Origin of the sequence: Frigoribacterium sp. ME-P-080 (assembly GCF_030209595.1) — a bacterium.
Taxonomy (GTDB): Bacteria; Actinomycetota; Actinomycetes; order Actinomycetales; family Microbacteriaceae; genus Frigoribacterium.
The window spans coordinates 283,519-309,626 of sequence record NZ_JARVRR010000004.1 but is presented as its reverse complement, the minus strand read 5'-3'; the positions used below and the strand labels follow the sequence as shown (position 1 = coordinate 309,626).

Here is a 26,108-nt window from a genome sequence, read left to right as displayed (position 1 = left end):
AGTTTCATTGACCGTCAAGATCGGCATCAACGGCTTCGGTCGCATCGGCCGTAACTACTTCCGCGCGGCGCTCGCCAAGGGAACCGACATCGAGATCGTCGCCGTCAACGACCTGACCGACAACGCCGCCCTCGCGCACCTCCTCAAGTTCGACTCGATCACGGGACGTCTCGACGCGACCGTCGAGCTGGACGGCGACTCGATCGTCGTCGACGGCAAGCCGATCAAGGTCCTGGCCGAGCGCGACCCCGCCAACCTGCCCTGGGGCGAGCTGGGCGTCGACATCGTCGTCGAGTCGACCGGTTTCTTCACGAAGGCCGAGGACGCACGCAAGCACATCACCGCCGGCGCGAAGAAGGTCCTCATCTCGGCTCCGGCCACCGGTGACGACGCCACCATCGTGCTGGGTGTGAACGAGGGCATCTACGACCCCGCCAACCACCACATCATCTCGAACGCGTCCTGCACGACGAACAGCCTGGCCCCCCTGATGAAGGTGTTCCTGGACAACTTCGGCGTCGAACGCGGTCTCATGACGACGGTCCACGCGTACACGGCCGACCAGAACCTGCAGGACGGTCCGCACAAGGACCCCCGCCGTGCCCGTGCCGCCGCGCTCAACATCGTCCCGACGTCGACCGGCGCCGCCAAGGCCATCGGCCTCGTGATCCCCGAGCTCGCCGGCAAGCTCGACGGTTACGCCCTGCGAGTGCCCGTGCCCACCGGCTCGATCACCGACGTGACCCTCGAGACCAGCACGCCGGTGACGGTCGAGCAGATCAACGCCGCCTACAAGGCCGCCGCCGAGGGTGAGCTCAAGGGCATCCTGGCCTACTCCGAAGACCCTCTGGTGTCGACCGACATCACGACCGACCCGCACTCGTCGATCTACGACTCGGGCCTGACCAAGGTCATCGGCAACCTCGTCAAGATCACCTCGTGGTACGACAACGAGTGGGGCTACTCGAACCGTCTCGTCGACCTGACGAAGTACGTGGCCGACCGCCTCTAGTCCGACCTCGGTGCCCCGGCCCTCACGGGCCGGGGCACCGTCCTCCGAACCCGAAACGAACCCATGAGCCTGCGCACCCTCTATTCCCTCGGTCCCCTGTCGGGCAGACGCGTCATCGTCAGATGCGACCTCAACGTCCCTCTGAAGGACGGCGAGATCACCGACGACGGACGCATCCGTGCCTCCCTCGAGACCCTCGACCTGCTGATCAACCAGGGGGCCAGGGTCGTCGTCATCTCGCACCTCGGCCGCCCTGACGGCGAGGCCAAGCCCGAGTACAGCCTCCGACCGGTCGCCCAACGCCTCAGCGAACTCCTCGGGAAGAGCGTCGGCTTCGCCGCGCACACCGTGGGTGACGAGACCGCCGCAGCAGTGGACGACCTCACCGACGGCCAGATCGTCGTCCTCGAGAACCTCCGCTTCAACGCTGCCGAGACGTCGAAGGACGAGTCCGAGCGTCGGGAGTTCGCCGCACGCCTGGCCGAGCTCGGTGATGTCTTCGTCTCCGACGGCTTCGGGGTCGTGCACCGCAAGCAGGCGAGTGTGTACGAATTGCCCGCGCTCCTCCCGAGTGCGGCCGGGACGCTCATCTCGCGCGAACTCGAGGTCCTCGACAAGCTGACCGAGAACCCCACGCGCCCCTACAGCGTCGTCCTCGGCGGCTCGAAGGTCTCCGACAAGCTCGGCGTCATCGAGCACCTCCTTCCCCGGGTCGACAACCTGCTCATCGGTGGAGGGATGCTCTTCACGTTCCTCGCCGCCCAGGGACTCCCCGTCGGCAAGAGCCTGCTCGAGAAGGACCAGCTCGACCGGGTCCGCGGCTACGTCGACGAGGCCGCGCGCCGGGGCGTCAACCTCGTGCTCCCCGTCGACGTGGTGGTCGCCTCGTCCTTCAGCGCCGACGCCGAGCACACGGTGGTCGCCTCGGACGGCATCGAATCCTCTACTCTGGGCTCCGAGGCCCTGGGCCTGGACATCGGCCCCGAGACGGCCGCGCGCTTCGCGGAGACCGTCCAGACGTCGTCCACGGTCTTCTGGAACGGTCCGATGGGAGTCTTCGAGTTCCCCGCCTTCGCACACGGCACCCAGAAGGTCGCCGACGCGTTGACCCGGGTCTCCGGTCTCGGGGTCGTGGGCGGCGGCGACTCGGCCGCGGCCGTTCGTGCCCTGGGGTTCTCCGACGACCAGTTCGGCCACATCTCCACCGGCGGTGGAGCCAGCCTCGAGTTCCTCGAGGGCAAACGACTCCCCGGACTGGAGGTCCTCGGATGGTGACCACACGCACGCCCCTCATCGCCGGCAACTGGAAGATGAACCTCGATCACCTGCAGGCGATCGCGTTCGTCCAGAAGCTCGCATGGTCGCTCAAGGACGCCAAGCACGACTTCGACGCGGTCGAGACCGCGGTGTTCCCGCCGTTCACCGACCTCCGAAGCGTGCAGACGCTGCTCGACGCCGACAAGCTCGAGTTGGCTCTCGGTGCCCAAGACCTGTCCGCTCACGACTCGGGTGCCTACACGGGCGAGATCTCGGGGCAGTTCCTCGCCAAGCTCGACGTGCGCTACGTCCTGGTCGGTCACTCGGAGCGTCGGACGCTCCACGCCGAGGACGACGAGGTCGTGGCGACGAAGGTCGCCGCCGCGCACCGCTCGGGCCTCGTCCCCGTCGTCTGCGTCGGTGAGACGGCCGACGATCTCGAGCAGCACGGCCCCAGCGCGGTGCCGGTCGCCCAGCTCCGCGCGGCGCTCGCCCAGGTGCCGACCTCCGCCGAGATCGTCGTGGCTTACGAGCCCGTCTGGGCCATCGGTTCCGGGCAGGCTGCCACGGCCGAGCAGGCCGAGCAGGTCTGCGCGGCCCTGCGGGCGGCCCTGGTCGAGATCGTCGGTCCGGACGCCGCGGCCACCACCCGCGTCCTCTACGGCGGCTCGGTCAAGTCCACGAACATCGCATCGTTCATGCGAGAGCCCAACGTCGACGGAGCCCTCGTCGGTGGGGCGAGCCTCGACGTGTCCGAGTTCGCCAACATCGTCCGCTTCCAGGCGCACGTCGGCGTCTGACGGGCCGGGTGCGTCGCCCGTCGGCGCCCCTCCGACTCGGCCTGCCGGGGCGACGGCCTCTCGCGGTTATACTGTTCAGCGGTCTCACCGCATCGAAAGGTCCTACGTGGAAATTCTCCAGGTCATCCTGCAGGTGTTGCTCGGCATCACGAGCCTCCTGTTGACCCTCCTCATCCTGCTCCACCGCGGCCGTGGTGGCGGTCTCTCCGACATGTTCGGCGGTGGCGTCACGAGCAACCTCGGGGCGTCCGGCGTCGCCGAGCGCAACCTCAACCGCATCACGGTCTTCCTGGGTCTCGTCTGGATCACCTGCATCGTGGTCCTGGGCCTCATCACCAAGTTCGCGGCGGTCAGCTGATGGCCTCTGGCGGTAGCGCAATTCGCGGCTCGCGCGTCGGCGCAGGTCCCATGGGTGAGCAAGATCGCGGCTTCCACGCCGAGCGGATCACCATCTCGTACTGGGATGCCCTCGGCAACGAGGTCGTCCGTCACTTCGCGGCCAACGTGCCCGACGAAGAGATCCCCGAGACCGTCGACTCACCCTCGAGTGGATTGCCGGCAGGGCGCGACAAGGCGAACCCGCCGACGGTCGCGAAGCTCGAGCCGTACAAGACGCACCTCGCGTACGTCAAAGAGCGACGGACCGAAGAAGAAGCCGAGCAGTTGCTCGAAGAGGCTCTTCAGCAGCTGCGAGTCCGACGCGGCAAGGCCTGACCCAGCCGATCGCGCCTCCCGGTGTCTCCACACCAATCATGAAGAAGGGCCCCGCAGCCGTGAGCTGCGGGGCCCTTCGTCATGCCGGCGTCGGTGCGCCCGCGGCGGGACTCAGTAGGTGGAGGCGATCAAGTTCTCGGGGACCTCAGCCGCCGCGTCCTGGTCGACGAAGAAGACCGTCCGCTTGCGTCCCTTGACCCCTGCCACCGGCACCTGGTCTGCGCCGGCACCCGCCAGGGCGAGCCCCAGCGACGAAGCCTTCTCGGCTCCGGCGAGGATCATCCAGACGCGCTGGGAGTTGTTGATGACCGGCAGGCTCAACGTGAGGCGTACGGGCGGGGGCTTGGGGGAGTCGTCGATCGTGAGCACGGTCGGCTCGAGCTGACGGATCTGTGCCTTGTCCGGGAACAACGAGGCGACGTGACCGTCGGGACCGACCCCGAGGAGCGTGATGTCGAAGCGGGGGGCCGCGTCGTCGGCCTGTGCGTGCTGCAGCAACTCGTTCCGGTAAGCGTCGGCGGCCGCCTCGACGTCGTCGAAGTCGCCGACCGCACCGAATCGGTGGACGTTCTCGGGCAGCAACCCGATGTGGTCGAGCAGGTCGATGCCGGCCTGGGTGTCGTTTCGGTCCGCGTCCCCTGCGGGGACCCAGCGCTCGTCGGCCCACCAGATCGAGACCTTCGACCAGTCGACGCTGTCACGAGCCGGCGACGCGTTGATGGCCGCCAGCACGAGCGTGCTCACCGAGCCGCCGCTGACGACGACCGACGCGTAGTTCTGCTCTTCGAGCACGTCGATGATCTTGGTGATGAAGCGGGCGGCCACGGAGGCACCCAGCGATTCTTTGTCGGGGTGGACCAGCACCCGGCGTTCGTTCGTCACGGTTCTCTATCTGCTCTAGTTGCTCTGGACGGGTTCGCTCAGTTGGCCGACCCCGTGTCTCACGACGTTCCCGAACAGGTCGTCGGGGTCGAGTCTACGGAGTTCCTCGGCCAGGCAGTCGCGCAGCGAGCGGCGTGGCAGCGCGAGGTCGTGCGTGGGTTGACCCGGTTGGGTGAGCGTCGCCACGTCGTCCAGGGAGCGTTCGAGGACGATGGCCCCGGAGGCGCGGACCAGTTGGACACCGTGGATGCCGCTCGATCCCGTCGCCCGGGTCGTCAGCTCACCGTCGACGGGTACCTGGAGCTGCAGACGCAACCAGGCGGCCAGGAGCAACGTCGACGGAGAATCGGGTGCGCCGGAGACAGCGACCTCGGTGACGGATTCGTAAGGCGGCTGGTCGAGCACGGCAGCCAGTTGCGCCCGCCAGAGGGTGAGCCGGGTCCAGGCGAAGTCGGTGTCGCCGGGAGCGTAGCTCCGGGCGAGGTCGATGATCGACTGGCGTGGATTGGACTGGCTCGCCGCGTCCGTGATCCGCCGTTGCGCGATGCGCCCCAGGGGAGACTCGGAGACGACGGCGGGAGCGGTCTTCGGCCACCAGGCGACGACGGGAGCGTCGGGCAGCAGGAGCCCGGTCACGAGCCCCTCCTCGTCGCTCGCGGTCTCTCCGTAGGCCCGGAGCAGGATGACCTCGCTGGCACCGGCGTCGCCGCCGACCCGGATCTGCGCGTCCAGTCGCCCGTCGACCTCGTCGAGATCGAGGTCGGTCGACGTGGAGACGACGATGACCCTCATGGGGTGCTCTCGCGAGGCGTCGTTCGCGGCCTCGATGGCTTCCTCCTCGTCACCGAGACGGGTGGAGATGATCAGGGTGAGGACTCGGCCCAGCGCGACCGCGCCTCCTTCTTCCCTGATCTTGACCAGCGTCTTCTGGACGCGGCTGATGGTGCTGTCGGGCAGGTCGACGATCACGGACGCCTCCAGGTACGGCCGTCACGGGCCATGAGTTCGTCGGCAGAGGCGGGTCCCCACGTGCCGGGTCGGTACTGTTCGGGCTGACCCTGAGTCGCCCAGAACTCCTCGATCGGGTCGAGGATCTTCCAGGAGAGCTCGACCTCCTCGTGCCGGGGGAACAGGGGCGGGTCGCCCAGGAGAACGTCGAGGATGAGACGCTCGTAGGCCTCCGGGCTCGCCTCGGTGAAGGCGTGCCCGTATCCGAAGTCCATCGTGACGTCACGGACCTGCGTGCCGATCCCGGGCACCTTGGACCCGAAGCGCAGGGTCACTCCCTCGTCGGGCTGGACCCGGATCACGAGGGCGTTCTGCCCCAGCGACGTCTGCGTGCCGAAGATGTTCTCGGGCACCTGCTTGAAGACGACGGCGATCTCGGTCACGCGACGGCCGAGACGCTTTCCGGCCCGGAGGTAGAAGGGGACTCCCGCCCACCGCCGGGTCGCGATCTCGAGCTTGATGGCGGCGAACGTCTCCGTCGTGCTCTCGGGATTCATGCCTTCTTCGTCCAGGAAGCCGAGCACCTTCTCTCCGCCCTGCCACCCCCCGGCGTACTGACCCCGCGCGGTTCCCGCGGCGAGGTCGGTGGGGAGGCGGACGGCCGAGAGGATCTTCTCCTTCTCGGCCCTGAGGTCGCGGGCGGCGAAGGTGACCGGCTCTTCCATCGCCGTCAGGGCGAGGAGCTGGAGGAGGTGGTTCTGGATGACGTCACGAGCGGCGCCGATGCCGTCGTAGTAACCGGCGCGGCCGCCGACGCCGATGTCCTCGGCCATGGTGATCTGCACGTGGTCGACGTAGTTGGAGTTCCAGAGGGGTTCGTACATCTGGTTGGCGAACCGCAGCGTGAGGAGGTTCTGCACCGTCTCTTTGCCGAGGTAGTGGTCGATTCGGAACACGCTGTCGGGCTCGAAGACGGTCTCGACGACGGCGTTGAGCTCGCGGGCCGTGGTGAGGTCGCTGCCGAAGGGCTTCTCGATGACGACGCGTCTCCACGCACCGTCCTTCTCCTCGGCGAGGCCGGAGTTGCGCAGCTGCTCGGTGACCATGGGGAACGCCTTGGGCGGGATCGAGAGGTAGAAGGCGTGGTTGCCCATCGTGCCGCGCTCACGGTCGAGCTCTTCGATGGTGTCCTTGAGTCGAGCGAACGCGTCGGCGTCGTCGAAGACCCCCTGGACGAAACGGAAGCCTTCTTTGAGTTGACGCCAGACGTCTTCGTCGAACGGCGTGCGAGCGTGCTCCTTGACGGCCTGGTACACGACCTGTTCGAAGTCCTGGCCCTCGAATTCACGACGGGCGAAGCCGACGAGCGCGAACCCGGGGGGCAACAGACCACGGTTGGCCAGGTCGTACACGGCAGGCATGAGCTTCTTGCGGGAGAGATCACCCGTCACACCGAAGATGATGAGACCGCTGGGCCCCGCGATGCGGTTGAGACGTCGGTCGGAGGGCAACCGGAGCGGGTTGGACTCCGGCGTGATCGGCACCGGTGACATGATGTTCCGTTCTGTGGTTCGAAGGTGTTCCGGTCGGGACGGGCGGAGACGGCCGGGAACACCGGTGGCAAGGCGAAAGGGCCGGCGCCCCTGGGGACGCCGGCCCATTCGGCTCAGCGGAGTGCGGCGGTGATGACCGGCAGCGCGGCCGCCACGTCGGTCACCGTCAGCGTGAGCACGGGACGACCGTGCTCGGCCAGGACCTTGGCGTCACCGGCGGCCTGGGCCTGCACGAGCTGCCCGAACGTGAACGGGCTGTCCGGGATCTCGAGGTCGGTCGCGGGGACCTGCGTGATCTGCAGGAACACCCCGTTGGCCGGCCCACCCTTGTGGTATTGACCCGTCGAGTGCAAGAAGCGCGGACCCCATCCGAAGGTGACGGGACGCTGCGTGCGCATCGCGAGGAGGTCGCGGACCTCTTCGAGCTGCGGGTTCGCCACGCGGTCGACGTAGGCCTGGATCGAGACGTAGCCGTCATCGCTCAGGTGCGAGAGGAGCGCGGCCACGGCGGACTCGAGAGAGTCGCCCAGCTCGATTCCCCCGACCTCGCGGACCTCGACACCCTCGGCCGTGAAGGCCGGGGGAGTGGGCTCGGGACGGTCGTCGAGCAACGCCCGCGTCGCGACCTTGGCCGACTCGACGTCGGGCTGGTCGAACGGGTTGATGTCGAGCAGACGCCCGGCCACGGCGACGGCGTACTCCCAGACCATGATCTGGCCACCGAGCGAACCCGAGATCTCGACCTCGCCGGGCGCGACCTCACGGGTCTCGTCGGCGTTCGCCACGAGACGGACGACCTGCACGTCGTGCAGCCCCGCCGTGATCTCGGGGGCGGAGGTGCCGATGACGACGGGGAGCAGGCCGCGACCCTGCTTGCCGGTCGACTCGGCGATGAGCTGTTCGGCCCAGTCCGGGAACCCCACGATGTGGGTGCCGTCGGCGACGATGGCGATCTTGTCGCGCAGGGGCGAGGTGCCTGCCAGGACGGCACCCAACACGAGACCCGGGTTGTCGGCGCGGTCCTGGGCCAGCTCGACCGTGACGGCGTCGGCCTCGGCGAGCAGCTCGCGGATGTCGGCGCCGGCCAGGCCGGACGGCACGAGGCCGAACGCCGACAGGGCCGAGTAGCGCCCGCCGATGTTGGGGTCGGCGTTGAAGACGCGGTAACCGGCCTCACGGGCCTGCCCGTCGAGGGGCGATCCGGGATCGGTGACCACGACGATGCGCTCGACGGGGTCGATGCCGGCGTCGGTGAACGCCTTCTCGAAGGTCTTGCGCTGGCTGGCGGTCTCGACGGTGGAACCCGACTTCGACGAGACCACGAGCACGGTGCGCTCGAGACGGTCGGCGAGGGCCGTGAGGACCTGACCGGGCTCCGTGGCGTCGAGCACGGTGAGCTCGACGCCGTAGGTGCGGGTGATGACCTCGGGCGCGAGCGACGATCCACCCATGCCCGCGAGGACGACGTGGTCGACACCCTTGGCGGCGAGCTCGTCCCGGAGCGAGTCGATCTCGTCGAGCAGCGGAGTCGAGACCACGACGGCCTCGGTCCAGCCGAGACGCTTGGCGGACTCGTCCTCGGCGTCAGGGCCCCACAGGGTGGGGTTCTGAGCCGTAATGCCCGAGGCGACGAGGTCACTCACGAGCTGCGGGACGACCGTCTCGACCGCCTGTGCGGCGTCGCCGCTGGCAGCGATGGTGATGGTCACTTGGACTCCCCGGCGGGCTTGGCGGCCTCGAGGGCAGCGGTGACCGTGTCGAGCAGTTCGTTCCACGAGACGACGAACTTCTCGACGCCCTCTTTCTCGAGGGCCTCGGTCACGTCGTCGTACGAGACGCCCTGCGCCGCGATCGCGTCCATGGTCTCGTTGGCCGAGGCGTAGGAGGCGCTGATCGTGTCGCCACGGACGTCACCGTGGTCGAAGGTCGCCTCGAGCGTCTTCTCGGGCATCGTGTTGACGACGTCCTGGGCGACGAGCTCGACCACGTACGTGGTGTCGAGGACGGCGGGGTCCTTGACACCGGTGGAAGCCCAGAGGGGACGCTGCTTGTTGGCACCGGCGGCGAGGAGGCCCTTGGCCCGCTCGGTGTCGAAGGCCTGCTGGTAGACCTCGTAGGCGAGCTGGGCGTTGGCCACGCCGGCCTTGCCCTTCAGGGCCTTGGCCTCGTCGGTCCCGACCGCGTCGAGACGCTTGTCGATCTCGGTGTCGACGCGCGACACGAAGAACGAGGCGACGGAGTGGATCTCGGTGATGTCGATGCCGGCGGCCTTGGCCTGCTCGAGACCCGTGAGGTACGCGTTGATGACGGCGCGGTAGCGCTCGAGGCTGAAGATCAGGGTCACGTTGACGCTGATGCCCTGGGCGATGACGGCGGTGATGGCCTCGAGGCCCTCGACGGTCGCGGGGATCTTGATCAGGGCGTTGGGGCGACCGACCTTGGCGGCGAGCTTGACCGCCTGGTCGATGGTGCCCTGCGCGTCGTGCGCGAGACCGGGCTCGACCTCGATCGACACGCGGCCGTCGAAGCCGTCCGTCGTGTCGTAGAGCTCGCGGAAGATGTCGCAGGCGCGGGTGACGTCGTCGGTCGTGATCTCGAAGACGGCGTCCGTGACGCTGACACCGGTCTTCGCGAGCAGGGCGACCTGGTCGTCGTAGGCCTCGCCCTTGGCGAGAGCCGACGCGAAGATCGTGGGGTTGGTGGTGACGCCGACGACGTTGCGCTCGGCGATCAGCTTCTGGAGGCCGCCCGCGTTGATGCGCTCACGCGAGAGGTCGTCGAGCCAGATGCTGACGCCTGCGGCGGACAGCTGTGCGGTGTTGGAATCGGTCATGGTGTTCTTCTCTTTCCTTCGTCGTCGCTCAGAGAGCGGCGATCGAGTCCTTGGCGGCGGCGACGGCGGCTTCGGTCGTCATGCCGAACTGCTTGAACAGCGTCTTGTAGTCGGCCGAAGCACCGAAGTGCTCGATCGACACGCTGCGACCGGCGTCACCGACGATGCCGCGCCACGGCATGGCCACACCGGCCTCGATCGAGACGCGGGCCTTGACGGCGGCCGGGAGGACCGCCTCCTTGTACTCGTCGCTCTGCTCGTCGAACCACTCGATGCTCGGTGCCGAGACGACGCGGGCGTTGATGCCCTCGCCGCGCAGGACCTCACGGGCGTCGACGGCGATCTGCACCTCGGAACCCGTGGCGACGAAGATCACGTCGGGCGTTCCGCCCGGTGCCTCGGCCAGGACGTAGGCGCCCTTCGCCACGTTCTTCGCCGACGCGAAGGTGTCACCCTCGGCGTCACCGGTGCCGCGCTCGAAGACGGGCAGGTTCTGACGGCTGAGCGCGATGCCGGCGGGGCCGTGGTGGCGCTCGAGGATCGTCGCCCAGGCCCAGGCCGTCTCGTTGGCGTCGGCGGGACGCACGACGTCGAGGTCGGGGATCGCGCGGAGCGACGCGAGCTGCTCGATCGGCTGGTGCGTCGGACCGTCCTCGCCCAGGGCCACGGAGTCGTGGGTCCAGACGTAGATCGCCGGGGACTTCATCAGTGCCGCGAGGCGGACCGCCGGGCGCATGTAGTCGCTGAAGATCAGGAACGTGCCACCGAACGGGCGCGTGTTGCCGTGCAGCGTGATGCCGTTGAGGATGGCGCCCATCGCGTGCTCGCGGATGCCGAAGTGCAGAACGCGACCGTAGGGGTCTCCGCTCCATTCGTCGGTCGACCACTCGGTGGGGACGAACGACTTCGAGCCCGTGATCGTCGTCAGGTTCGACTCGGCCAGGTCGGCCGACCCGCCCCAGAGCTCGGGGACCACGCCGGCGAGGGCGTTGATGACCTTGCCGGAGGCGGCGCGGGTGGAGACGTCCTTGCCGGCCTCGAAGACGGGGAGCGCTTCTTCGACGCCCTCGGGCAGCTCGTTCGCGAGGATGCGGTCGAGCATGACCTTCTTGTCGGGGTTGGCCGACGCCCAGGCGGCGAGCTTCTCGTCCCACTCGGCGTGCTGGGCCTGACCGCGCTCGACGGCCTTGCGGGTGTGCTCGAGGACGGCGGGGTCGACGTCGAAGGACTTCTCGGGGTCGAACCCGAGGACCGACTTGAGGCCGGCGACCTCGTCGGCGCCGAGGGCCGAACCGTGGATCTTGCCGGAGTTCTGCTTCTTGGGCGAGGGCCAGCCGATGATCGTCTTGAGGATGATCAGGGAGGGCTTGTCGGTGACGGCCTTGGCCTTCTCGATGGCGTCGTGCAGCTCGGCGACGTCCTCGACGTACTCGCCGGTCTTCTTCCAGTCGACGACCTGGACGTCCCAGTCGTAGGACTCGAAGCGCTTGTGGACGTCCTCGGTGAAGGCGATGTTGGTGTCGTCCTCGATCGAGATCTGGTTCGAGTCGTAGATGGCGACGAGGTTGCCGAGCTTCTGGTGCCCGGCCAGCGACGCGGCCTCGCTCGTGACGCCCTCTTGCATGTCGCCGTCACCGGCGATGACGTACACGAAGTGGTCGAAGGGGCTCGTGCCGGGGGCGGCGTCGGGGTCGAACAGGCCGCGCTCGAAACGGGCGGCGTAGGCGAAGCCCACCGAGCTGGCGAAGCCCTGGCCCAGCGGACCGGTGGTGATCTCGATGCCGTCCGTGTGGCCGTACTCGGGGTGGCCGGGGGTCTTCGAGCCCCAGGTGCGCAGGGCCTCGAGGTCGTCGAGCTCGAGACCGTAGCCGCCCAGGTAGAACTGGATGTACTGCGTCAGCGAGCTGTGGCCGACGGACAGGATGAACCGGTCGCGACCGATCCAGGTGCTGTCGCTCGGGTCACGACGCATGACCTTCTGGAAGAGCAGGTACGCGGCGGGCGCCAGGCTCATCGCGGTGCCGGGGTGACCGTTGCCGACCTTCTCGACCGCGTCGGCCGCGAGGACGCGGACCGTGTCTACTGCTTTGTTGTCAATGGATTCCCATTGCAGATCTGCCACTGGAAGTTGACCCTTCTTGATGCGAACTGCGCGGGGTCGATTCGCTCCCGCGCTGACGTGCGCCTGCCGAGACGTCGTCGGCTGGGTCGCACACACGCCGGGGCGGAGATCGGGACGGTTCGTCCGGTGATTCGGGACCGAGAGGGCGTACGACTGGCAAGCACCTGTAAGTATAGGGACGAACCCCCTTCGCCCGTCCGCATCGGCCGAGGGTTCGCCGTCAGCGTCGACGTTCATCGCCTAGACTCCTTGGGCAAACCGTTCGTCTCGTTAGAGGACTCATGACCGCAGCCGTTGACATCCGCCCCGACACGTCACCCCGGGGCTTCCGTCGCAAGGCTCGGGCGTACGTCGCCCTCACGAAGCCCCGCGTGATGGAGCTCCTGCTCGTCACCACGGCGCCGACGATGTTCCTGGCCCAGGGGGGCATCCCCAACCTGTGGCTCGTCGCCGCGACGCTGATCGGTGGGGCGCTGAGCGCCGGCTCGGCCTCGGCCTTCAACTGCTACATCGACCGCGACATCGACCGCATCATGAAGCGGACGCAGGGTCGACCGCTCGTGACCGGCGAGGTCAGCGACCGCGAGGCGTTGATCTTCTCGTACGTGGTCGGCGTCGCGTCGATCGTCTGGCTCGGCCTGACGGTCAACCTGCTCTCGGCGGCGCTGTCGCTCGGGGCGATCCTCTTCTACGTCGTCGTGTACACGCTCTGGCTGAAGCGCCGCACGCCGCAGAACATCGTGTGGGGCGGCATCGCCGGGTGCATGCCGGTGCTCATCGGCTGGGCCGCCGTCACGAACGACCTGTCCTGGTCGGCCGTCATTCTCTTCATGGTCATCTTCCTCTGGACGCCGCCGCACTACTGGCCACTGTCGATGAAGTACCGCGACGACTACGCCGCGGCCGACGTCCCCATGCTCGCCGTGGTGCGCGGCCGGTCGATCGTCGGCCTGCAGGTGATCCTCTACGCCTGGGCCACCGTGGTCTGCTCCCTGATCCTCGTCCCCGTCGCCGGCATGGGCGTGCTCTACACCGTCGTGGCACTCGCGAGCGGGGCCTGGTTCGTCTGGGAGTCGCATCGGCTCTACAGCCGGGCCATCCAGCACGTCGCCGAGGTCCGTCCGATGCGCGTCTTCCACAGCTCCATCACGTACCTCACGCTCCTGTTCGTCGCCGTCGGGGTCGACCCCCTGCTGCCGTTCTGATCCCGTGAGGCCGTCCGACTGGACCGTCCGTCCGGCGCGCCCGGACGACCTCGAACAGCTGACCGCTCTCAAGCTCGTGGTGCTGCGACCCGAGTTCGAGAGGCTCGGCATCTGGAACCCGGCCCGCCACCGGGCTCGATTCGTCCGCGAGTACGTGGCCGACGAGACACGAGTCGTCGAAGGCGACCAGCGCCTCCTCGGCTGCATCGCGCTTCACCCGGACGGCGACACGACCTGGCTCCGTCACTTCTACCTGGTCGAGGAGGCGCGGGGTCACGGGATCGGGACGACCCTCCTCTCGCAGGCGATCGACTCGGTCACCACGGGGTCGGTCACCCTCGACGTGCTCACGGGAAGCCGAGCCGTGTCGCTCTACGAGCGGACGGGCTTCGTCGTCGTCGAGCAGGACGACGTCGACACCGTCATGCGCCGGGGCTAGACCCCCGGTCGCCCGGGTCAGACGCGGGCGGCGGCCGCCTCGACGATCGGCTCGACCTCGTCGGGAGCCTGGTCGTTGCGCAGCGACAGCACCACGGCGGTCGTCGCGGCCACCAGCAGCGCGGCCAGGACCATGTGACTCCCCACGAGCAGGGGCGGCAGTCCGGAGCGCGCCTGGGTGATGCCGACGGCGATCTGGACGAGTTCGACGCCCAGCAGGGCCACGGGGAACCGACGGGGGAGGCCCGCCTGGAGGGTCCAGGCGAGGACCGCCAGGGTGAGAGCGAGGGTCGCGTAGGCCGGCCAGCTGTGGACGTGGTCCATGATCGCCGGGTCGAGGCCGTTGCGGGGGGTCGCCGCATCGCCGGCGTGCGGGCCGGAGCCGGTCGTCAGGACGCCGACGATCACGGTGACGCCGACCACGGCGGCCGTCACGTGGACGAGTCGCGCATAACCACGCGGAGTGGCGGCGTGGTGCCCACGGGGCCCGCGGTACACGCGCCAGAGCAGGGTGGTGGTGAGGGCGACGAGGACGATCGAGACGACGAAGTGTGCCCCGACGATGTACGGGTTCAGACCGGTGAGGACGGTGATCCCCCCGAGCACGGCCTGGAAGGGGATGCTCAGGCCCTGGACGAGGGTGAGCCAGAAGAAGTCGCGGCGGACCTTCCGCATCCGCAGCACGAAGAGGAAGGCGAGGATGACGACGAGCGTGAGCACGAAGGTCAGGAGGCGGTTGCCGAACTCGATGACCCCGTGGATGCCCATCTCGGGCGTGCTGACGAAGGAGTCGGCGGTGCAGCGTGGCCAGGTGGGGCAGCCGAGCCCCGATCCCGTGAGCCGCACCGCACCTCCCGTGCCGATCAGCAGCACCTGGCAGACGAACGACGCCCACGCGACGAAACGGACCCGGCGATCGACGGTCGTGGGGAGCCACGACCAGGCTCGGGTCAGGACTCCGGTGGCGCCCACCTGTGCGTTGCTCACGACTTGCTGCCTTTCGTCACTTTCGGCGGTCGGCCCTGTAGAATCAACGGGTTCAGGAACACGACCCGGCAGGGTGTCGACGGAGACATCCGAAGGACGTGAGATCCGCAGAAGCGGGACGCGGCCTTCATCAACAGTCTAAGCAACGCCACCTGACGTCTCGATCATGTCGAGCGTCGGCGGACGGAGCGGCGGCAGCCGACGTGTTCGACTCGCAGGGCGAGCAGCTGGGCCGCTCCACCACCCGGGGAATGCCGTTCGGCCGACCCGTGTTCGGTCCGGCAGAGAAAGAGGTAGTCATGTCAGACGTGTTGATCGATCGACCCGAGCTCGAGAGCCTGGGGCAGTACGAGTTCGGCTGGTCCGACTCCGACACCGCGGGCGCCTCGGCGCGCCGTGGGGTGTCACCCGAGGTCGTCACCGACATCTCGAACTTGAAGAGCGAACCCGAGTGGATGCTCAAGAACAGGCTCAAGGGCCTGACGCTCTTCGAGCGCAAGCCCATGCCGACGTGGGGTGCCGACCTGTCGGGCATCGACTTCGACAACATCAAGTACTTCGTCCGGTCGACCGAGAAGCAGGCGACGACCTGGGACGAGCTGCCCGACGACATCAAGAACACCTACGAGAAGCTCGGCATCCCCGAGGCCGAGCGCAACCGCCTCGTCGCCGGCGTCGCCGCCCAGTACGAGTCCGAGGTGGTCTACCACCAGATCCGTGAGGACCTCGAGCAGCAGGGTGTCATCTTCATGGACACCGACACCGCGCTGCGCGAGCACCCCGAACTCTTCCAGGAGTACTTCGGCACGGTCATCCCGGCCGGTGACAACAAGTTCGCGGCGCTGAACACCGCCGTGTGGTCGGGCGGCTCGTTCGTGTACGTGCCCAAGGGCGTCCACGTCGAGATCCCGCTCCAGGCGTACTTCCGCATCAACACCGAGAACATGGGTCAGTTCGAGCGGACGCTGATCATCGCCGACGAGGGCAGCTACGTCCACTACATCGAGGGCTGCACGGCCCCGATCTACAAGTCGGACTCCCTGCACTCGGCCGTGGTCGAGATCATCGTGAAGAAGAACGCCCGAGTGCGGTACACGACGATCCAGAACTGGTCGAACAACGTGTACAACCTGGTCACCAAGCGGGCGATCGCGCACGAGGGCGCCACCATGGAGTGGATCGACGGCAACATCGGCTCGAAGGTGACGATGAAGTACCCGTCCATCTACCTGGTCGGTGAGCACGCCAAGGGCGAGACCCTGTCCGTGGCCTTCGCGGGCCCCGGTCAGCACCAGGACGCCGGCGCGAAGATGATCCACATGGCGCCTTACACGACGTCGTCCATCGTGTCGAAGTCGATCGCGCGAGGCGGCGGTCGCGCGGGTTACCGTGGCGAGGTGCGAGTCGACGAGGCCGCCCACCACGCGGCCAACACGGTCCGCTGTGACGCCCTGCTCGTCGACACGATCTCTCGTTCCGACACCTACCCCGCGATCGACATCCGCGTCGACGACGTCCAGCTCGGTCACGAGGCGACGGTGTCGCGGGTCAGCGAAGAGCAGCTCTTCTACCTCATGTCACGCGGCATGGCCGAAGACGAGGCCATGGCCATGATCGTCCGTGGCTTCATCGAGCCCATCGCCCGCGAACTCCCGATGGAGTACGCGCTCGAACTCAACAAGCTCATCGAGATGAGCATGGAAGGATCAGTCGGCTAGATGTCCGCCGCAGCACCCACCACCACACCAGAGTCCACCACCACGCCGGGCGTCCAGCACGGCGCGGGTGCCCACAGTGACGGCGGCTGGGGCCTCGTGCCCGTCCAGACGCGTTCCGAGCGGTTCACCTCGGTCGATCCCACGGCGTTCCCCGACGTGACCGGTCGCGAGGTGGACTGGAAGCTCAGTCCGGTGTCGCGCCTCCGTCCGTTGATCGACGGAGACCTCGACGGCTCGCCCTACGCCTACCTGGCCCGCGAGACGCCCGGCGCGACCGTCGAATGGGTCGACCGGTCCGACTCCCGTGTCGGCATGGCGGGCACTCCCGAGGACAAGGCCGCCGCCAACGCGTGGTCGAGCGTCGAGAAGGTGCTCGTCGTGTCCCTCGACGGCGACGAACCGTCGGCCATCACCATCGGCCGCTCGGGACTCGACCGTGCACCACGGGCGGGTCACACGCTGATCCACGCCAAGGCCAACAGCCAGTCCATGGTCGTCCTCCGCAACACCGGATCGGCCCAGCTGGTCGAGAACGTCGAGATCGTCGTGGACGAGGGCGCGCACCTCACCGTCGTCACCCTCCAGGAGTGGGACGACGACGCCGTGCACCTCGCGAGCCACCACGCCCGGATCGGGCGCGACGCCCAGCTGAAGCACTTCGTCGTCAGCCTGGGCGGCTCGGTCGTCCGGGTCAACCCGTCGGCCCACCTGGCCGAGCAGGGCGCGGACGCCGAGCTCTACGGCGTGTACTTCGCGGACGCCGGTCAGCACCTCGAACAGCAGGTGTACGTGAACCACGACGCCCCCAAGACGCGGAGCCGGGTGAACTACAAGGGCGCCCTGCAGGGCGCCGGTGCCCGCACGGTGTGGATCGGCGACGTCCTGATCGGTCGGACGGCTCCCGGCACCGACAGCTACGAGCAGAACCGCAACCTGGTGCTGAGCGAAGGCACGCGCGCCGACTCGATCCCGAACCTCGAGATCGAGACCGGCGACATCGAAGGCGCCGGTCACGCCAGCGCGACGGGTCGCTTCGACGACGAGCACCTCTTCTACCTCCAGTCGCGCGGCATCTCCGAGCACGAGGCGCGTCGCCTCGTCGTCCTCGGATTCCTCGTCGAGGTCATCCAGAAGATCGGGGACGCCGACCTGCAGGCCCGCCTCGTGGACGCCATCGAGGTCGAACTGGCCGCGGGCGAGGCGACCTCGACCGAGACGATCGCCTGATGGCGACGAAGGTCTGCGGCGTCGACGACGTCAGCCCCTCCCAGGCCCACCGCGTCGTCGTCGACGGCGTCGCGATCGCCGTCGTGAAGGACAGCGCCGGTACGATCCACGCCATCGGCGACACCTGCACCCACGGCGACATCTCGCTCTCCGAGGGCTTCGTCGAGGACGACACCCTCGAATGCTGGGCCCACGGCTCGAAGTTCGAGCTCACCACCGGCAAGCCGCTCACGCTGCCCGCCTACGAACCCGTACCGGTCTTCTCGGTCTCCGTCATCGACGGCGAGGTGTACGTCGACACCACCTCGACCTCCACCGGCGCCGCACAGTAAAGGAACAGAACGCATGTCCACTCTCGAGATCCGTGACCTCAAGGTCAGCATCGACACCGACGCCGGCCCCAAGCCCATCCTCAAGGGCGTCGACCTCACCATCAACGAGGGCGAGATCCACGCCGTCATGGGCCCCAACGGCTCGGGCAAGTCGACGCTCGCCTACACGATCGCCGGCCACCCCCGCTACAACGTCGACGGCGGATCGATCCTGCTCGACGGTCGCGAGGTGCTCGAGATGAGCGTCGACGAGCGTGCCAAGGCGGGCCTCTTCCTCGCCATGCAGTACCCCGTCGAGATCCCCGGAGTCACGGTCTCGAACTTCCTCCGGACGGCCAAGACGGCCCTGGACGGAGAGGCCCCCGCGATCCGCGGCTGGATCAAGGACCTCCGCGAGTCGATGACCGCCCTCAAGATGGACTCGGCCTTCGCCGAGCGCAACGTCAACGAGGGTTTCTCGGGTGGCGAGAAGAAGCGCCACGAGATCATGCAACTCGAACTGCTTAAGCCGAAGTTCGCCGTCCTCGACGAGACCGACTCCGGTCTGGACGTCGACGCCCTCAAGATCGTGTCCGAGGGTGTCAACCGCGCGAAGGCCAACACCGGCCTCGGTCTGTTGCTCATCACGCACTACACGCGCATCCTCCGTTACATCAAGCCCGACTTCGTCCACGTCTTCGTCGACGGCCACGTCGCCGACGAGGGCGGCCCCGAGCTGGCCGACCGTCTCGAGAACGAGGGCTACGACCGGTACGTGACGGCCGCCGCCGCCGAGGCCGCCGCGACCTCGGCGGTCTGACCATGGCCGTCGCACTCAGCCCCGAGAAGTTCGACCAGACCATCGAGGCCCTGAAAGAGGTCGTCGACCCCGAGCTGGGCGTCAACATCGTCGACCTCGGTCTCATCTACGACCTGGCGATGGACGAAGAGCACGAGAACGCCCTCATCATCAGCATGACGCTCACGAGTGCAGGCTGCCCGTTGACGGACGTCATCGAGGGTGACACGGCCAACGCCCTCGACGGGGTCGTGGACGCGTTCCGCATCAACTGGGTGTGGATGCCGCCGTGGGGCCCCGACCGCATCACGGACGACGGACGCGACATGATGCGAGCCATCGGGTTCTCCATCTGAGAGTCGCCCGACGACGACACGACGAAGCCCCGCCCCTCCGAGAGGGGCGGGGCTTCGTCGTCGCGTCCCTCGCCGAGCACGCCGAGGGAGCGGGAGGCGGCTAGTCGCCGATGCGCTTCAGAGCACGCCAGGCGAGGGGCAGGGCCGCCGCCGCGATCAGCCACTTGGCGATCCCGCCCACGATGAACGGGTACAGACCGGCGGCGAGGACGCTCGGCAGGTCGTTCGGCAGGCCCAGCGATCCGAGCACGACGGCCAGGTAGGGGAGGCCCACGGCGAAGGGGATCAGGCTCGCGAGGAAGAACGCGGCGGCAGAACGCCACCATTTCTTGTCCCACTCGCGCTCGGAGAGCCAGCCGATGACGGCAGCCGCCACGACGAATCCGATGACGAAGCCGAAGCTCGGCTTGAGGACGCTGAGGGGACCGCCCGAGAACTCGGCGAAGATCGGCAGGCCGGCGACTCCCAGCACGAGGTAGGTGGCCAACGACAGCGCCCCTCGACGGGCCCCGAGGGAGGCGCCGACGAGCATGACGCCGAGCGTCTGTCCCGTGACGGGCACCGGCCAGAGCGGCACCTGGACCTGCGCGAGCGCCGAGACGACGGCGACTCCACCGAGGACGAGGGCCACGTCGGCGGCGGCGCCCCGGGCCACCAGACGGTCGGCGAGGACCGGCCGAGAGGTCGATGCGGCAGTGTTCGTCATGGGGACTCCTAGAATGGGTAGGTTGATCGGCCGAGCGGCTGGTCGGCAGCGCAGTGCTGCGACCCTCTCCACACGACGTCCCCATCTTATGGGCGGCCCCCTTCCGGGCCCCGTTGTGGACTCCTCACCAATCGATTGGACATCTGCTGTGCTCTCCGTGCACGATCTCGAGATCCGCGTCGGCGCGCGCCTCCTCATGGCCGACGTCTCGTTCCGGGTCGACCGGGGCGACAAGATCGGCCTCGTCGGCCGCAACGGCGCCGGCAAGACGACCATGACCAAGACGCTGGCCGGCGAGACCCTCCCGACGGGCGGCAAGATCGAACGCTCCGGCGAGATCGGCTACCTGCCGCAGGACCCCCGCAGCGGCAACCCCGAGGACCTCGCCCGGACGCGCATCCTCGACGCCCGAGGTCTAGGCCAGTTGCTGCTCGGCATCCAGGAAGCGACCCTGGCCATGGGCGACCCCGACCCCGCCGTCGCCGCCCGCGCCATGAAGCGCTACGGCGACCTCGACGACCAGTTCAACGCGCTCGGCGGGTACGCGGCCGAGGCCGAGGCGGCCTCCATCGCGAGCAACCTCAGCCTGCCCGACCGCATCCTCGACCAGCCCCTGTCGACGTTGTCGGGTGGCCAGCGCCGGCGCATCGAACTGGCCCGCATCCTCTTCTCGGCCGCCGACACGATGATCCTCGACGAGCCGACGAACCACCTCGACGCCGATTCGGTCGTCTGGCTGCGCGAGTACCTGAAGACCTACCAGGGCGGCGTCATCGTGATCAGCCACGACATCGAACTCGTCGAGGAGGTCGTCAACCGCGTCTTCTACCTGGACGCCAATCGACAGGCGATCGACGTCTACAACATGGGTTGGCGGAACTACCAGCGACAGCGCGCCGCCGACGAGGAGCGCCGCAAGAAAGAGCGCTCGAACGCCGAGAAGCAGGCCTCGGCCCTGCAGAAGCAGGCGGCCCGGTTCGGCGCCAAGGCGTCGAAGGCCGCTGCGGCCCACCAGATGGTGGCTCGGGCCGAGAAGCTCCTCTCGGGACTGGACGAGGTCCGCGCGGTCGACCGCGTGGCGAAGCTGCGCTTCCCGACGCCGGTCGCGTGTGGCAAGACGCCGCTGATGGCCTCGAACCTCTCGAAGAGCTACGGTTCCCTCGAGATCTTCACGGCCGTGGACCTCGCCATCGACCGCGGCTCGAAGGTCGTCATCCTGGGCCTGAACGGTGCAGGCAAGACGACCCTGCTCCGCATCCTCGCCGGGGTCGACGCTCCCGACACCGGGCAGCTCGAGCCGGGCCACGGGCTGCGGGTCGGCTACTACGCCCAGGAGCACGAGACGATCGACGTCAAGCGCAGCGTCCTCGAGAACATGGTGTCCTCCTCTCCGAACATCACCGAGATGGAGGCGCGACGCGTGTTGGGCTCGTTCCTCTTCACGGGCGACGACTCGGCGAAGCCGGCCGGCGTGCTGTCCGGGGGCGAGAAGACCCGCCTGGCGCTGGCCATGATCGTCGTCTCGGGGGCGAACGTCCTGCTGCTCGACGAGCCCACCAACAACCTCGACCCCGCGAGCCGACTCGAGATCCTCGACGCCCTGAGCAACTACGAGGGTGCCGTTGTCCTCGTGAGCCACGACGAGGGCGCCGTCGAGGCCCTGAACCCCGAGCGCGTGCTGATCATGCCCGAAGGCACCGAGGACCACTGGACCCCGGACTACTCCGACCTGATCAACCTGGCCTGACCCGGGCACCGGCCCAAGCCCCAGGCCCCAGGCTCCCGGCCCTGGGTGCCGTGGGGCCCCGGTCCACCCGGTCCCGGCCGGCGGTCCGGTCAGCGGTGAGCGCCGTCCAGGATCTCGTCCTCGACGTCGTTGTCGTGGCGGGGTCGGGCGTCACGACGGCGCTGGCGTTCTGCCTCGCGTTCGACGAGTTCGTCGTCGTCCGCGTTCTGGTTGCGGTACTCCTGGCGGAACACGTAGAACAGGAACCCGAAGGCACCGACCGCGAACATGAGCCACTGGACGAAGTACGACAGGTTCAGACCGGTGTCGATCTCGGGCTTCGTGGACGGCACGGGTGCCGTGGCCGGCGCGGGGCTCTCGCTGACGACCAGACCGTAGGCGCTCGAGTAGACGGGCTGCCCGACTCGCGATTCGACCTCGCTGAGTTGGATGGTCGCGATCTGGTTCGTCCCGGGGACGCCCGTGCGGTCGCCCAGTGCCGGCTCGCCCGGCTTCAGGCGTGCGACCACGGTGACGTCGCCCGGAGGAGGCGCGGGCACGACGTCGGGGGAGTCCTGGGCGTTGCCGGTGGGTACCCAACCGCGGTCCACCACGAAGACGTCGCCCTGGGTGGTGCGGAACGGGACGAGGACCTCGAAGCCGGGTTGGCCGTTGAGCGGACGGTTGCGGACCAGCAACTCGTCGTCGGTGAGGTAGCGCCCCGTCATCTCGACCGGTTGCCACTCCTGGGCCGCGTCGTAGGACGACAGTTCGGGCAGGGCCTGGTGGAGGGGGACCGGGTCGGCGTCGTAGGTCTGCTCGAGCTGGTGCACGACCGCGAGCTTCTCGTCGTGTCGGGACCACTGCCAGTGCGCGAGGAACACGCAGATGATCGCGAACGCGACGGCGACGGCGAGGTAGCCCAGCCATCTGCGTGAGAGGGCGAAGCGGATGTTCGTCACCGCGCCTCCGTTCCGACCTGTTCGACGACCTCTGACACCCCCGTCACGACGACCGGGAAGTCACGTGCCGCGAGGAACTCGCGCAGGAAGTCGACGTGCTCGTCGCATGCCGACCACACCTTGACCCGGTCGATGCCGTGGATCTTGGGGTTGCGCCAGTGGACATTATGCCGTGCCTCGGCTCGACAGGAGGCGCGAGAGCACTGGACGCCGACGGGATCGAGACCGAGCATCAGACGGTGGGCCGATCGTGGTCGGGCTCGCCGGGATCGTCGTCGGACGGGGCTGCGGGGCCCGCAGGACCGGCGTCGCCGTCGACCACCGTCGGTCGGAACGGCGCCTGGGGCTCGCGGTACAGCTCGATGCCGCCGGGGCTCTCGACCGCGTCGCCGGACTCGTGACCGACGTTGGCGAACACCACGGCGATGTACGGGATGACGACGGCACCGATGACGGGCAACAACGTCCACCACCCGAGGGGGAAGACGAAGCAGAGGGCGATGCAGACCAACCTGATGCCCATCGCCACCAGGTACTTGACCATGCGGGAGTGCCGGTCGTCGGTGGGGGAGGGGGGCAGGGACGTGATCGTGTTCGAGGCCTTCACGGGGCACACCTCGATGTCGGGAGGAGGGTGGACGCACCACGGACGGGTGCCGGATCGATCTCGGGGACCAGACGTCCGGGGGACCGCCTCGATCCTAAGACCCGGGTCCGACAGTAGGCTGGTCGGCGGCCTGCCGATCACAGGTTCGCCGTGAGTCCGCCGCACCGAGCGGTGGCCGTCGAGATCGCCCCCGAGGAGACCACCCATGACCACGCCCCGCACCGTCCTCGTCACCGGCGGCAACCGAGGCATCGGCTTCGCCATCGCGGAGGAGTTCGTCGCCCAGGGACACCGCGTCGCCGTCACCGCCCGGAGCGGTCAGGGCCCCGAGGGCACGCTGACCGTCGTCGCCGACGTCACCGACGCCGCCTCGATCGACGCGGCCTTCAGCACCGTCGAGGCCGAGCTCGGCCCGGTCGAGGTCGTCGTGGCCAACGCCGGCATCACGAAGGACGGTCTGCTCATGCGCATGACCGAGGACGACTTCACCTCGGTCGTCGACACCAACCTCGGCGGGGCCTTCCGCGTCGTGAAGCGGGCGTCCAAGGGCATGCTCAAGGCCCGGTTCGGGCGCATCGTCCTCGTGTCGAGCGTGGTCGGCCTCTACGGCGGACCGGGCCAGGCCAACTACGCGGCCTCGAAGGCGGGCCTCGTCGGCTTCGCCCGCTCCCTGACCCGCGAGCTCGGTGCCCGCGGCATCACCGCCAACGTGGTGGCCCCCGGCTTCGTCGAGACCGACATGACCGCCGTCCTCCCCGAGGCACAGCAGGCCGAGTACAAGAAGAGCATCCCCGCCGGCCGGTACGGCACGACGGCCGAGGTCGCGAAGACGATCACGTGGCTCGCGGGCGACGACGCCGCCTACATCTCGGGTGCCGTGATCCCCGTCGACGGCGGCCTCGGCATGGGCCACTAGGCCCACCGGGCAGGAGGCGCGGGTCGACCACCGACGGGCGCCCGCCTCGTCCGGTGGCTCAGCCCCGGAGCCCGAGCAGGGGCAGCACCTGGGACAGGTCGTTCGTCCCGACGACCACGTCGGCGCGCTCCCGGACCCGCGGCTTGGCGTTGAACGCCACCGAGAGCCCTGCCACGGCCATCATCTCGAGGTCGTTGGCCCCGTCGCCGACCGCGACGGTGTGCGCGAGGTCGACCCGCGCCTCCTCGGCCCATCCGCGAAGAGCGGCGGCCTTGGCGTGCGCGTCGATCACGGGACCGGAGACCCGTCCGGTCAGCCTGCCCCCTCGGAGCTCGAGGCGGTTGGCCCGGCGGAAGTCGAGCCCCAGGTCGTCCGCGAGCGGGTCGAGGGTCTCGTGGAACCCACCGGACACGACGCCCACCAGACCGTCGGCGGCATGGACGCCGTCGACGAGTTCACGGACGCCGCGGGTCGGCGTGAGGTGCGCTCGGACCTCGGCGAGGACCGACTCGGGCAGACCCTCGAGGGTCGCGACGCGCTCGGCGAGACTCGCGGCGAAGTCCAGCTCGCCGGCCATGGCCCGGGAGGTCACGTCCTCGACGTGTGCCCGGGTGCCGGCGGCGTCGGCGAGGAGTTCGATGACCTCGTCCTCGATGAGGGTGGAGTCGACGTCGAGGACGATGAGGAAACGCGGCACGCCGACAGCCTAGGGCCGCCGACGCACCGCGCCGCTCGTGTGACTCCGGGCGTCTACTGGTCGACCCGGACGCCCTTGCCGACCACCGTGATGCCGGAGGGCGTGACGGTGAACCCGCGGGCCCGGTCGGCCTCGGGATCGACGCCGACGGAGGCGCCGGCCGCGATGACGACGTCCTTGTCGAGGATCGCCCGGTTGACGACGGCGTTCGGGCCGACGTGGGCCCGCTCGAAGACCACCGAGTCGACGACCCGCGAGCCGCTGTCGAGGGTGCACCATGGCCCCAGGACGCTGCGCTCCACGTGCGCTCCCGAGAGCAACGAACCGAGCGACACGATCGAGTCGATCGTCGTGCCGAGGTTGCCGTGGCCGTCGCGGACGAACTTCGCGGGGGGCGAGTTGAGCTGCTGGCTGAAGATCGGCCAGTCGGTGTTGTAGAGGTTGAAGATCGGCAGGGCCGAGATCAGGTCGCGGTGCGCGTCGTAGAACGAGTCGATGGTGCCGACGTCGCGCCAGTAGTAGCGGTCGCGCTCGGTCGACCCGGGCACCTCGTTGCGGTTGAGGTCGTACACCGCCGCGTCGCCCCGGGAGACGAAGTCGGGGACGATGTCCCCGCCCATGTCGTGGTTGGAGTCGGGCTTCTCACCGTCGCGCAGCACGGCGTCGATCAGGACGTCCGCATCGAAGACGTAGTTGCCCATCGACGCGAGGATCTCGTCGGGGGAGTCCGGCAGGCCCGTGGCGTCGGTCGGCTTCTCGAGGAACCGGCCGATGCGGGTCGGGTCGTCCGAGTCGACCTCGATCACGCCGAACTGGTCGGCCAGCGAGATGGGCTGACGGATGGCGGCGACGGTGACCCCGGCGCCCGAGGCGATGTGCGCCTCGATCATCTGCGAGAAGTCCATGCGGTAGACGTGGTCGGCACCCACCACGACGACGATGTCGGGCTTCTCGTCACGCAGGAGGTTCAGGCTCTGCAGGATCGCGTCTGCGCTGCCGGCGAACCATCGCTTGCCGAGCCGCTGCTGGGCCGGGACCGAGGCGACGTAGGCACCCAGCAGGCCCTCGATGCTCCAGGTCTGCGACACGTGGCGGTCGAGGCTGTGCGACTTGTACTGGGTCAGGACGACGATCTGCCGGAGACCCGAGTTGATCAGGTTCGACAGGGCGAAGTCGATGAGACGGTAGTTGCCACCGAACGGGACAGCGGGTTTCGCGCGGTCGGCGGTCAGCGGCATCAGGCGTTTGCCCTCGCCACCAGCCAGGACGATGCCGAAGATCTTCTTTGATGCCATGGGGCCAGAATGGCACGATTCGCGGTCGCACGACTAC

Annotated in this window: 27 protein-coding genes; 14 read left to right on the top strand and 13 right to left on the bottom strand. The window is 68.5% G+C overall.

Going from position 1 to position 26,108, the window contains the following annotated elements:
- Positions 1-7 precede the first annotated feature (7 nt).
- The 5 genes from gap to QRN23_RS10030 all read left to right on the top strand — a co-directional run bounded on the left by gap (position 8) and on the right by QRN23_RS10030 (position 3,783).
- Positions 8-1,012 carry a type I glyceraldehyde-3-phosphate dehydrogenase gene (gap, locus tag QRN23_RS10050; RefSeq protein WP_043595015.1) on the top strand — a complete coding sequence of 335 codons (1,005 nt, stop codon included), beginning with the start codon at positions 8-10 and terminating at the stop codon, positions 1,010-1,012.
- A 63-nt stretch (positions 1,013-1,075) separates the two neighbouring features.
- On the top strand, positions 1,076-2,287 hold the full coding sequence (locus QRN23_RS10045; RefSeq protein WP_285063485.1) for a phosphoglycerate kinase: 1,212 nt from the start codon (positions 1,076-1,078) through the stop codon (positions 2,285-2,287).
- The gene (gene tpiA / locus QRN23_RS10040; RefSeq protein WP_123570077.1) at positions 2,281-3,069 is read left to right on the top strand and encodes a triose-phosphate isomerase; all 789 of its coding nucleotides are present in this window, start codon (positions 2,281-2,283) and stop codon (positions 3,067-3,069) included. The genes QRN23_RS10045 and tpiA overlap by 7 nt, the downstream gene beginning before the upstream one ends.
- A gap of 106 nt (positions 3,070-3,175) precedes the next feature.
- Positions 3,176-3,427: a preprotein translocase subunit SecG gene (gene secG / locus QRN23_RS10035; protein WP_043595012.1), complete on the top strand. Its 252-nt coding sequence runs from the start codon at positions 3,176-3,178 to the stop codon at positions 3,425-3,427.
- Entirely contained in the window at positions 3,427-3,783 is a 357-nt protein-coding gene (locus tag QRN23_RS10030; protein ID WP_043595011.1) for an RNA polymerase-binding protein RbpA, read from the top strand. The genes secG and QRN23_RS10030 overlap by 1 nt, the downstream gene beginning before the upstream one ends.
- 111 nt (positions 3,784-3,894) lie before the next feature.
- Here QRN23_RS10030 and pgl read toward each other — a convergent pair whose 3' ends face one another.
- The 6 genes from pgl to tkt all read right to left on the bottom strand — a co-directional run bounded on the left by pgl (position 3,895) and on the right by tkt (position 12,121).
- The gene (gene pgl / locus QRN23_RS10025; protein WP_056045234.1) at positions 3,895-4,665 is read right to left on the bottom strand and encodes a 6-phosphogluconolactonase; all 771 of its coding nucleotides are present in this window, start codon (positions 4,663-4,665) and stop codon (positions 3,895-3,897) included.
- Positions 4,666-4,680: 15 nt separating this feature from the next.
- Complete coding sequence (locus QRN23_RS10020) at positions 4,681-5,634, bottom strand: glucose-6-phosphate dehydrogenase assembly protein OpcA (RefSeq protein WP_159826592.1); 954 nt, start codon at positions 5,632-5,634, stop codon at positions 4,681-4,683.
- On the bottom strand, positions 5,631-7,166 hold the full coding sequence (gene zwf, locus QRN23_RS10015) for a glucose-6-phosphate dehydrogenase (protein WP_285063484.1): 1,536 nt from the start codon (positions 7,164-7,166) through the stop codon (positions 5,631-5,633). Before zwf ends, QRN23_RS10020 begins: the two co-directional genes overlap by 4 nt.
- Positions 7,167-7,279: 113 nt before the next feature.
- Positions 7,280-8,875, bottom strand: coding sequence for a phosphoglucose isomerase-related protein (locus QRN23_RS10010; protein WP_056045225.1), 1,596 nt, complete (start codon positions 8,873-8,875; stop codon positions 7,280-7,282).
- Positions 8,872-9,999 carry a transaldolase gene (gene tal, locus QRN23_RS10005; RefSeq protein ID WP_056045222.1) on the bottom strand — a complete coding sequence of 376 codons (1,128 nt, stop codon included), beginning with the start codon at positions 9,997-9,999 and terminating at the stop codon, positions 8,872-8,874. Before tal ends, QRN23_RS10010 begins: the two co-directional genes overlap by 4 nt.
- Positions 10,000-10,027: 28 nt before the next feature.
- Positions 10,028-12,121, bottom strand: a complete 2,094-nt coding sequence (tkt, locus tag QRN23_RS10000) for a transketolase (RefSeq protein WP_285063483.1) — start codon at positions 12,119-12,121, stop codon at positions 10,028-10,030.
- A 281-nt stretch (positions 12,122-12,402) separates the two neighbouring features.
- On the opposite strand from tkt, the gene QRN23_RS09995 reads away from it, so the two are divergent.
- Entirely contained in the window at positions 12,403-13,326 is a 924-nt protein-coding gene (locus QRN23_RS09995; RefSeq protein WP_123570072.1) for a heme o synthase, read from the top strand.
- A 4-nt stretch (positions 13,327-13,330) separates the two neighbouring features.
- Positions 13,331-13,765 (top strand): GNAT family N-acetyltransferase, encoded by a 435-nt coding sequence (locus QRN23_RS09990; protein ID WP_267658046.1) that lies wholly within the window; start codon positions 13,331-13,333, stop codon positions 13,763-13,765.
- Between the two features lie 17 nt (positions 13,766-13,782).
- Here the strand turns inward: QRN23_RS09990 and QRN23_RS09985 are convergent, their stop codons facing one another.
- A complete protein-coding gene (locus QRN23_RS09985; RefSeq protein ID WP_267658044.1) occupies positions 13,783-14,751 on the bottom strand; it encodes a COX15/CtaA family protein in 969 nt (322 codons plus the stop codon).
- 299 nt (positions 14,752-15,050) lie between these two features.
- On the opposite strand from QRN23_RS09985, the gene sufB reads away from it, so the two are divergent.
- From sufB to QRN23_RS09960, 5 genes are read left to right on the top strand one after another with little or no spacing between them, the layout of a single operon-like run.
- Positions 15,051-16,469 carry a Fe-S cluster assembly protein SufB gene (gene sufB / locus QRN23_RS09980; RefSeq protein WP_056047429.1) on the top strand — a complete coding sequence of 473 codons (1,419 nt, stop codon included), beginning with the start codon at positions 15,051-15,053 and terminating at the stop codon, positions 16,467-16,469.
- A complete protein-coding gene (sufD, locus tag QRN23_RS09975; protein ID WP_285063478.1) occupies positions 16,470-17,696 on the top strand; it encodes a Fe-S cluster assembly protein SufD in 1,227 nt (408 codons plus the stop codon).
- On the top strand, positions 17,696-18,028 hold the full coding sequence (locus QRN23_RS09970; RefSeq protein ID WP_082059966.1) for a non-heme iron oxygenase ferredoxin subunit: 333 nt from the start codon (positions 17,696-17,698) through the stop codon (positions 18,026-18,028). The genes sufD and QRN23_RS09970 overlap by 1 nt, the downstream gene beginning before the upstream one ends.
- Positions 18,029-18,041: 13 nt before the next feature.
- A complete protein-coding gene (gene sufC, locus QRN23_RS09965) occupies positions 18,042-18,827 on the top strand; it encodes a Fe-S cluster assembly ATPase SufC (RefSeq protein WP_056045210.1) in 786 nt (261 codons plus the stop codon).
- Positions 18,828-18,829: 2 nt separating this feature from the next.
- The gene (locus QRN23_RS09960) at positions 18,830-19,162 is read left to right on the top strand and encodes a metal-sulfur cluster assembly factor (protein WP_043594998.1); all 333 of its coding nucleotides are present in this window, start codon (positions 18,830-18,832) and stop codon (positions 19,160-19,162) included.
- Between the two features lie 100 nt (positions 19,163-19,262).
- Here the strand turns inward: QRN23_RS09960 and QRN23_RS09955 are convergent, their stop codons facing one another.
- Complete coding sequence (locus QRN23_RS09955; protein ID WP_056045207.1) at positions 19,263-19,868, bottom strand: biotin transporter BioY; 606 nt, start codon at positions 19,866-19,868, stop codon at positions 19,263-19,265.
- A gap of 148 nt (positions 19,869-20,016) precedes the next feature.
- Between QRN23_RS09955 and QRN23_RS09950 the strand changes: the two genes are divergently transcribed.
- Positions 20,017-21,615: an ABC-F family ATP-binding cassette domain-containing protein gene (locus QRN23_RS09950; RefSeq protein ID WP_056045204.1), complete on the top strand. Its 1,599-nt coding sequence runs from the start codon at positions 20,017-20,019 to the stop codon at positions 21,613-21,615.
- Between the two features lie 89 nt (positions 21,616-21,704).
- Here QRN23_RS09950 and QRN23_RS09945 read toward each other — a convergent pair whose 3' ends face one another.
- Genes QRN23_RS09945 through QRN23_RS09935 form a run of 3 tightly spaced genes read right to left on the bottom strand, consistent with a single transcriptional unit; the run spans position 21,705 to position 23,163 of the window.
- Positions 21,705-22,556, bottom strand: coding sequence for an SURF1 family cytochrome oxidase biogenesis protein (locus QRN23_RS09945; protein WP_267658039.1), 852 nt, complete (start codon positions 22,554-22,556; stop codon positions 21,705-21,707).
- Positions 22,553-22,789 carry a hypothetical protein gene (locus QRN23_RS09940; protein WP_056045199.1) on the bottom strand — a complete coding sequence of 79 codons (237 nt, stop codon included), beginning with the start codon at positions 22,787-22,789 and terminating at the stop codon, positions 22,553-22,555. The genes QRN23_RS09945 and QRN23_RS09940 overlap by 4 nt, the downstream gene beginning before the upstream one ends.
- Complete coding sequence (locus tag QRN23_RS09935) at positions 22,789-23,163, bottom strand: DUF3099 domain-containing protein (protein ID WP_267658038.1); 375 nt, start codon at positions 23,161-23,163, stop codon at positions 22,789-22,791. The genes QRN23_RS09940 and QRN23_RS09935 overlap by 1 nt, the downstream gene beginning before the upstream one ends.
- 205 nt (positions 23,164-23,368) lie before the next feature.
- Between QRN23_RS09935 and fabG the strand changes: the two genes are divergently transcribed.
- Positions 23,369-24,079 carry a 3-oxoacyl-ACP reductase FabG gene (gene fabG / locus QRN23_RS09930; RefSeq protein WP_056045191.1) on the top strand — a complete coding sequence of 237 codons (711 nt, stop codon included), beginning with the start codon at positions 23,369-23,371 and terminating at the stop codon, positions 24,077-24,079.
- A 58-nt stretch (positions 24,080-24,137) separates the two neighbouring features.
- Here the strand turns inward: fabG and serB are convergent, their stop codons facing one another.
- Both serB and QRN23_RS09920 read right to left on the bottom strand, forming a co-directional pair.
- Positions 24,138-24,776, bottom strand: coding sequence for a phosphoserine phosphatase SerB (gene serB, locus QRN23_RS09925; RefSeq protein ID WP_056045188.1), 639 nt, complete (start codon positions 24,774-24,776; stop codon positions 24,138-24,140).
- Positions 24,777-24,829: 53 nt separating this feature from the next.
- Positions 24,830-26,071 (bottom strand): glucose-1-phosphate adenylyltransferase, encoded by a 1,242-nt coding sequence (locus tag QRN23_RS09920; RefSeq protein WP_054146106.1) that lies wholly within the window; start codon positions 26,069-26,071, stop codon positions 24,830-24,832.
- Between the last annotated feature and the right edge of the window lie 37 nt (positions 26,072-26,108).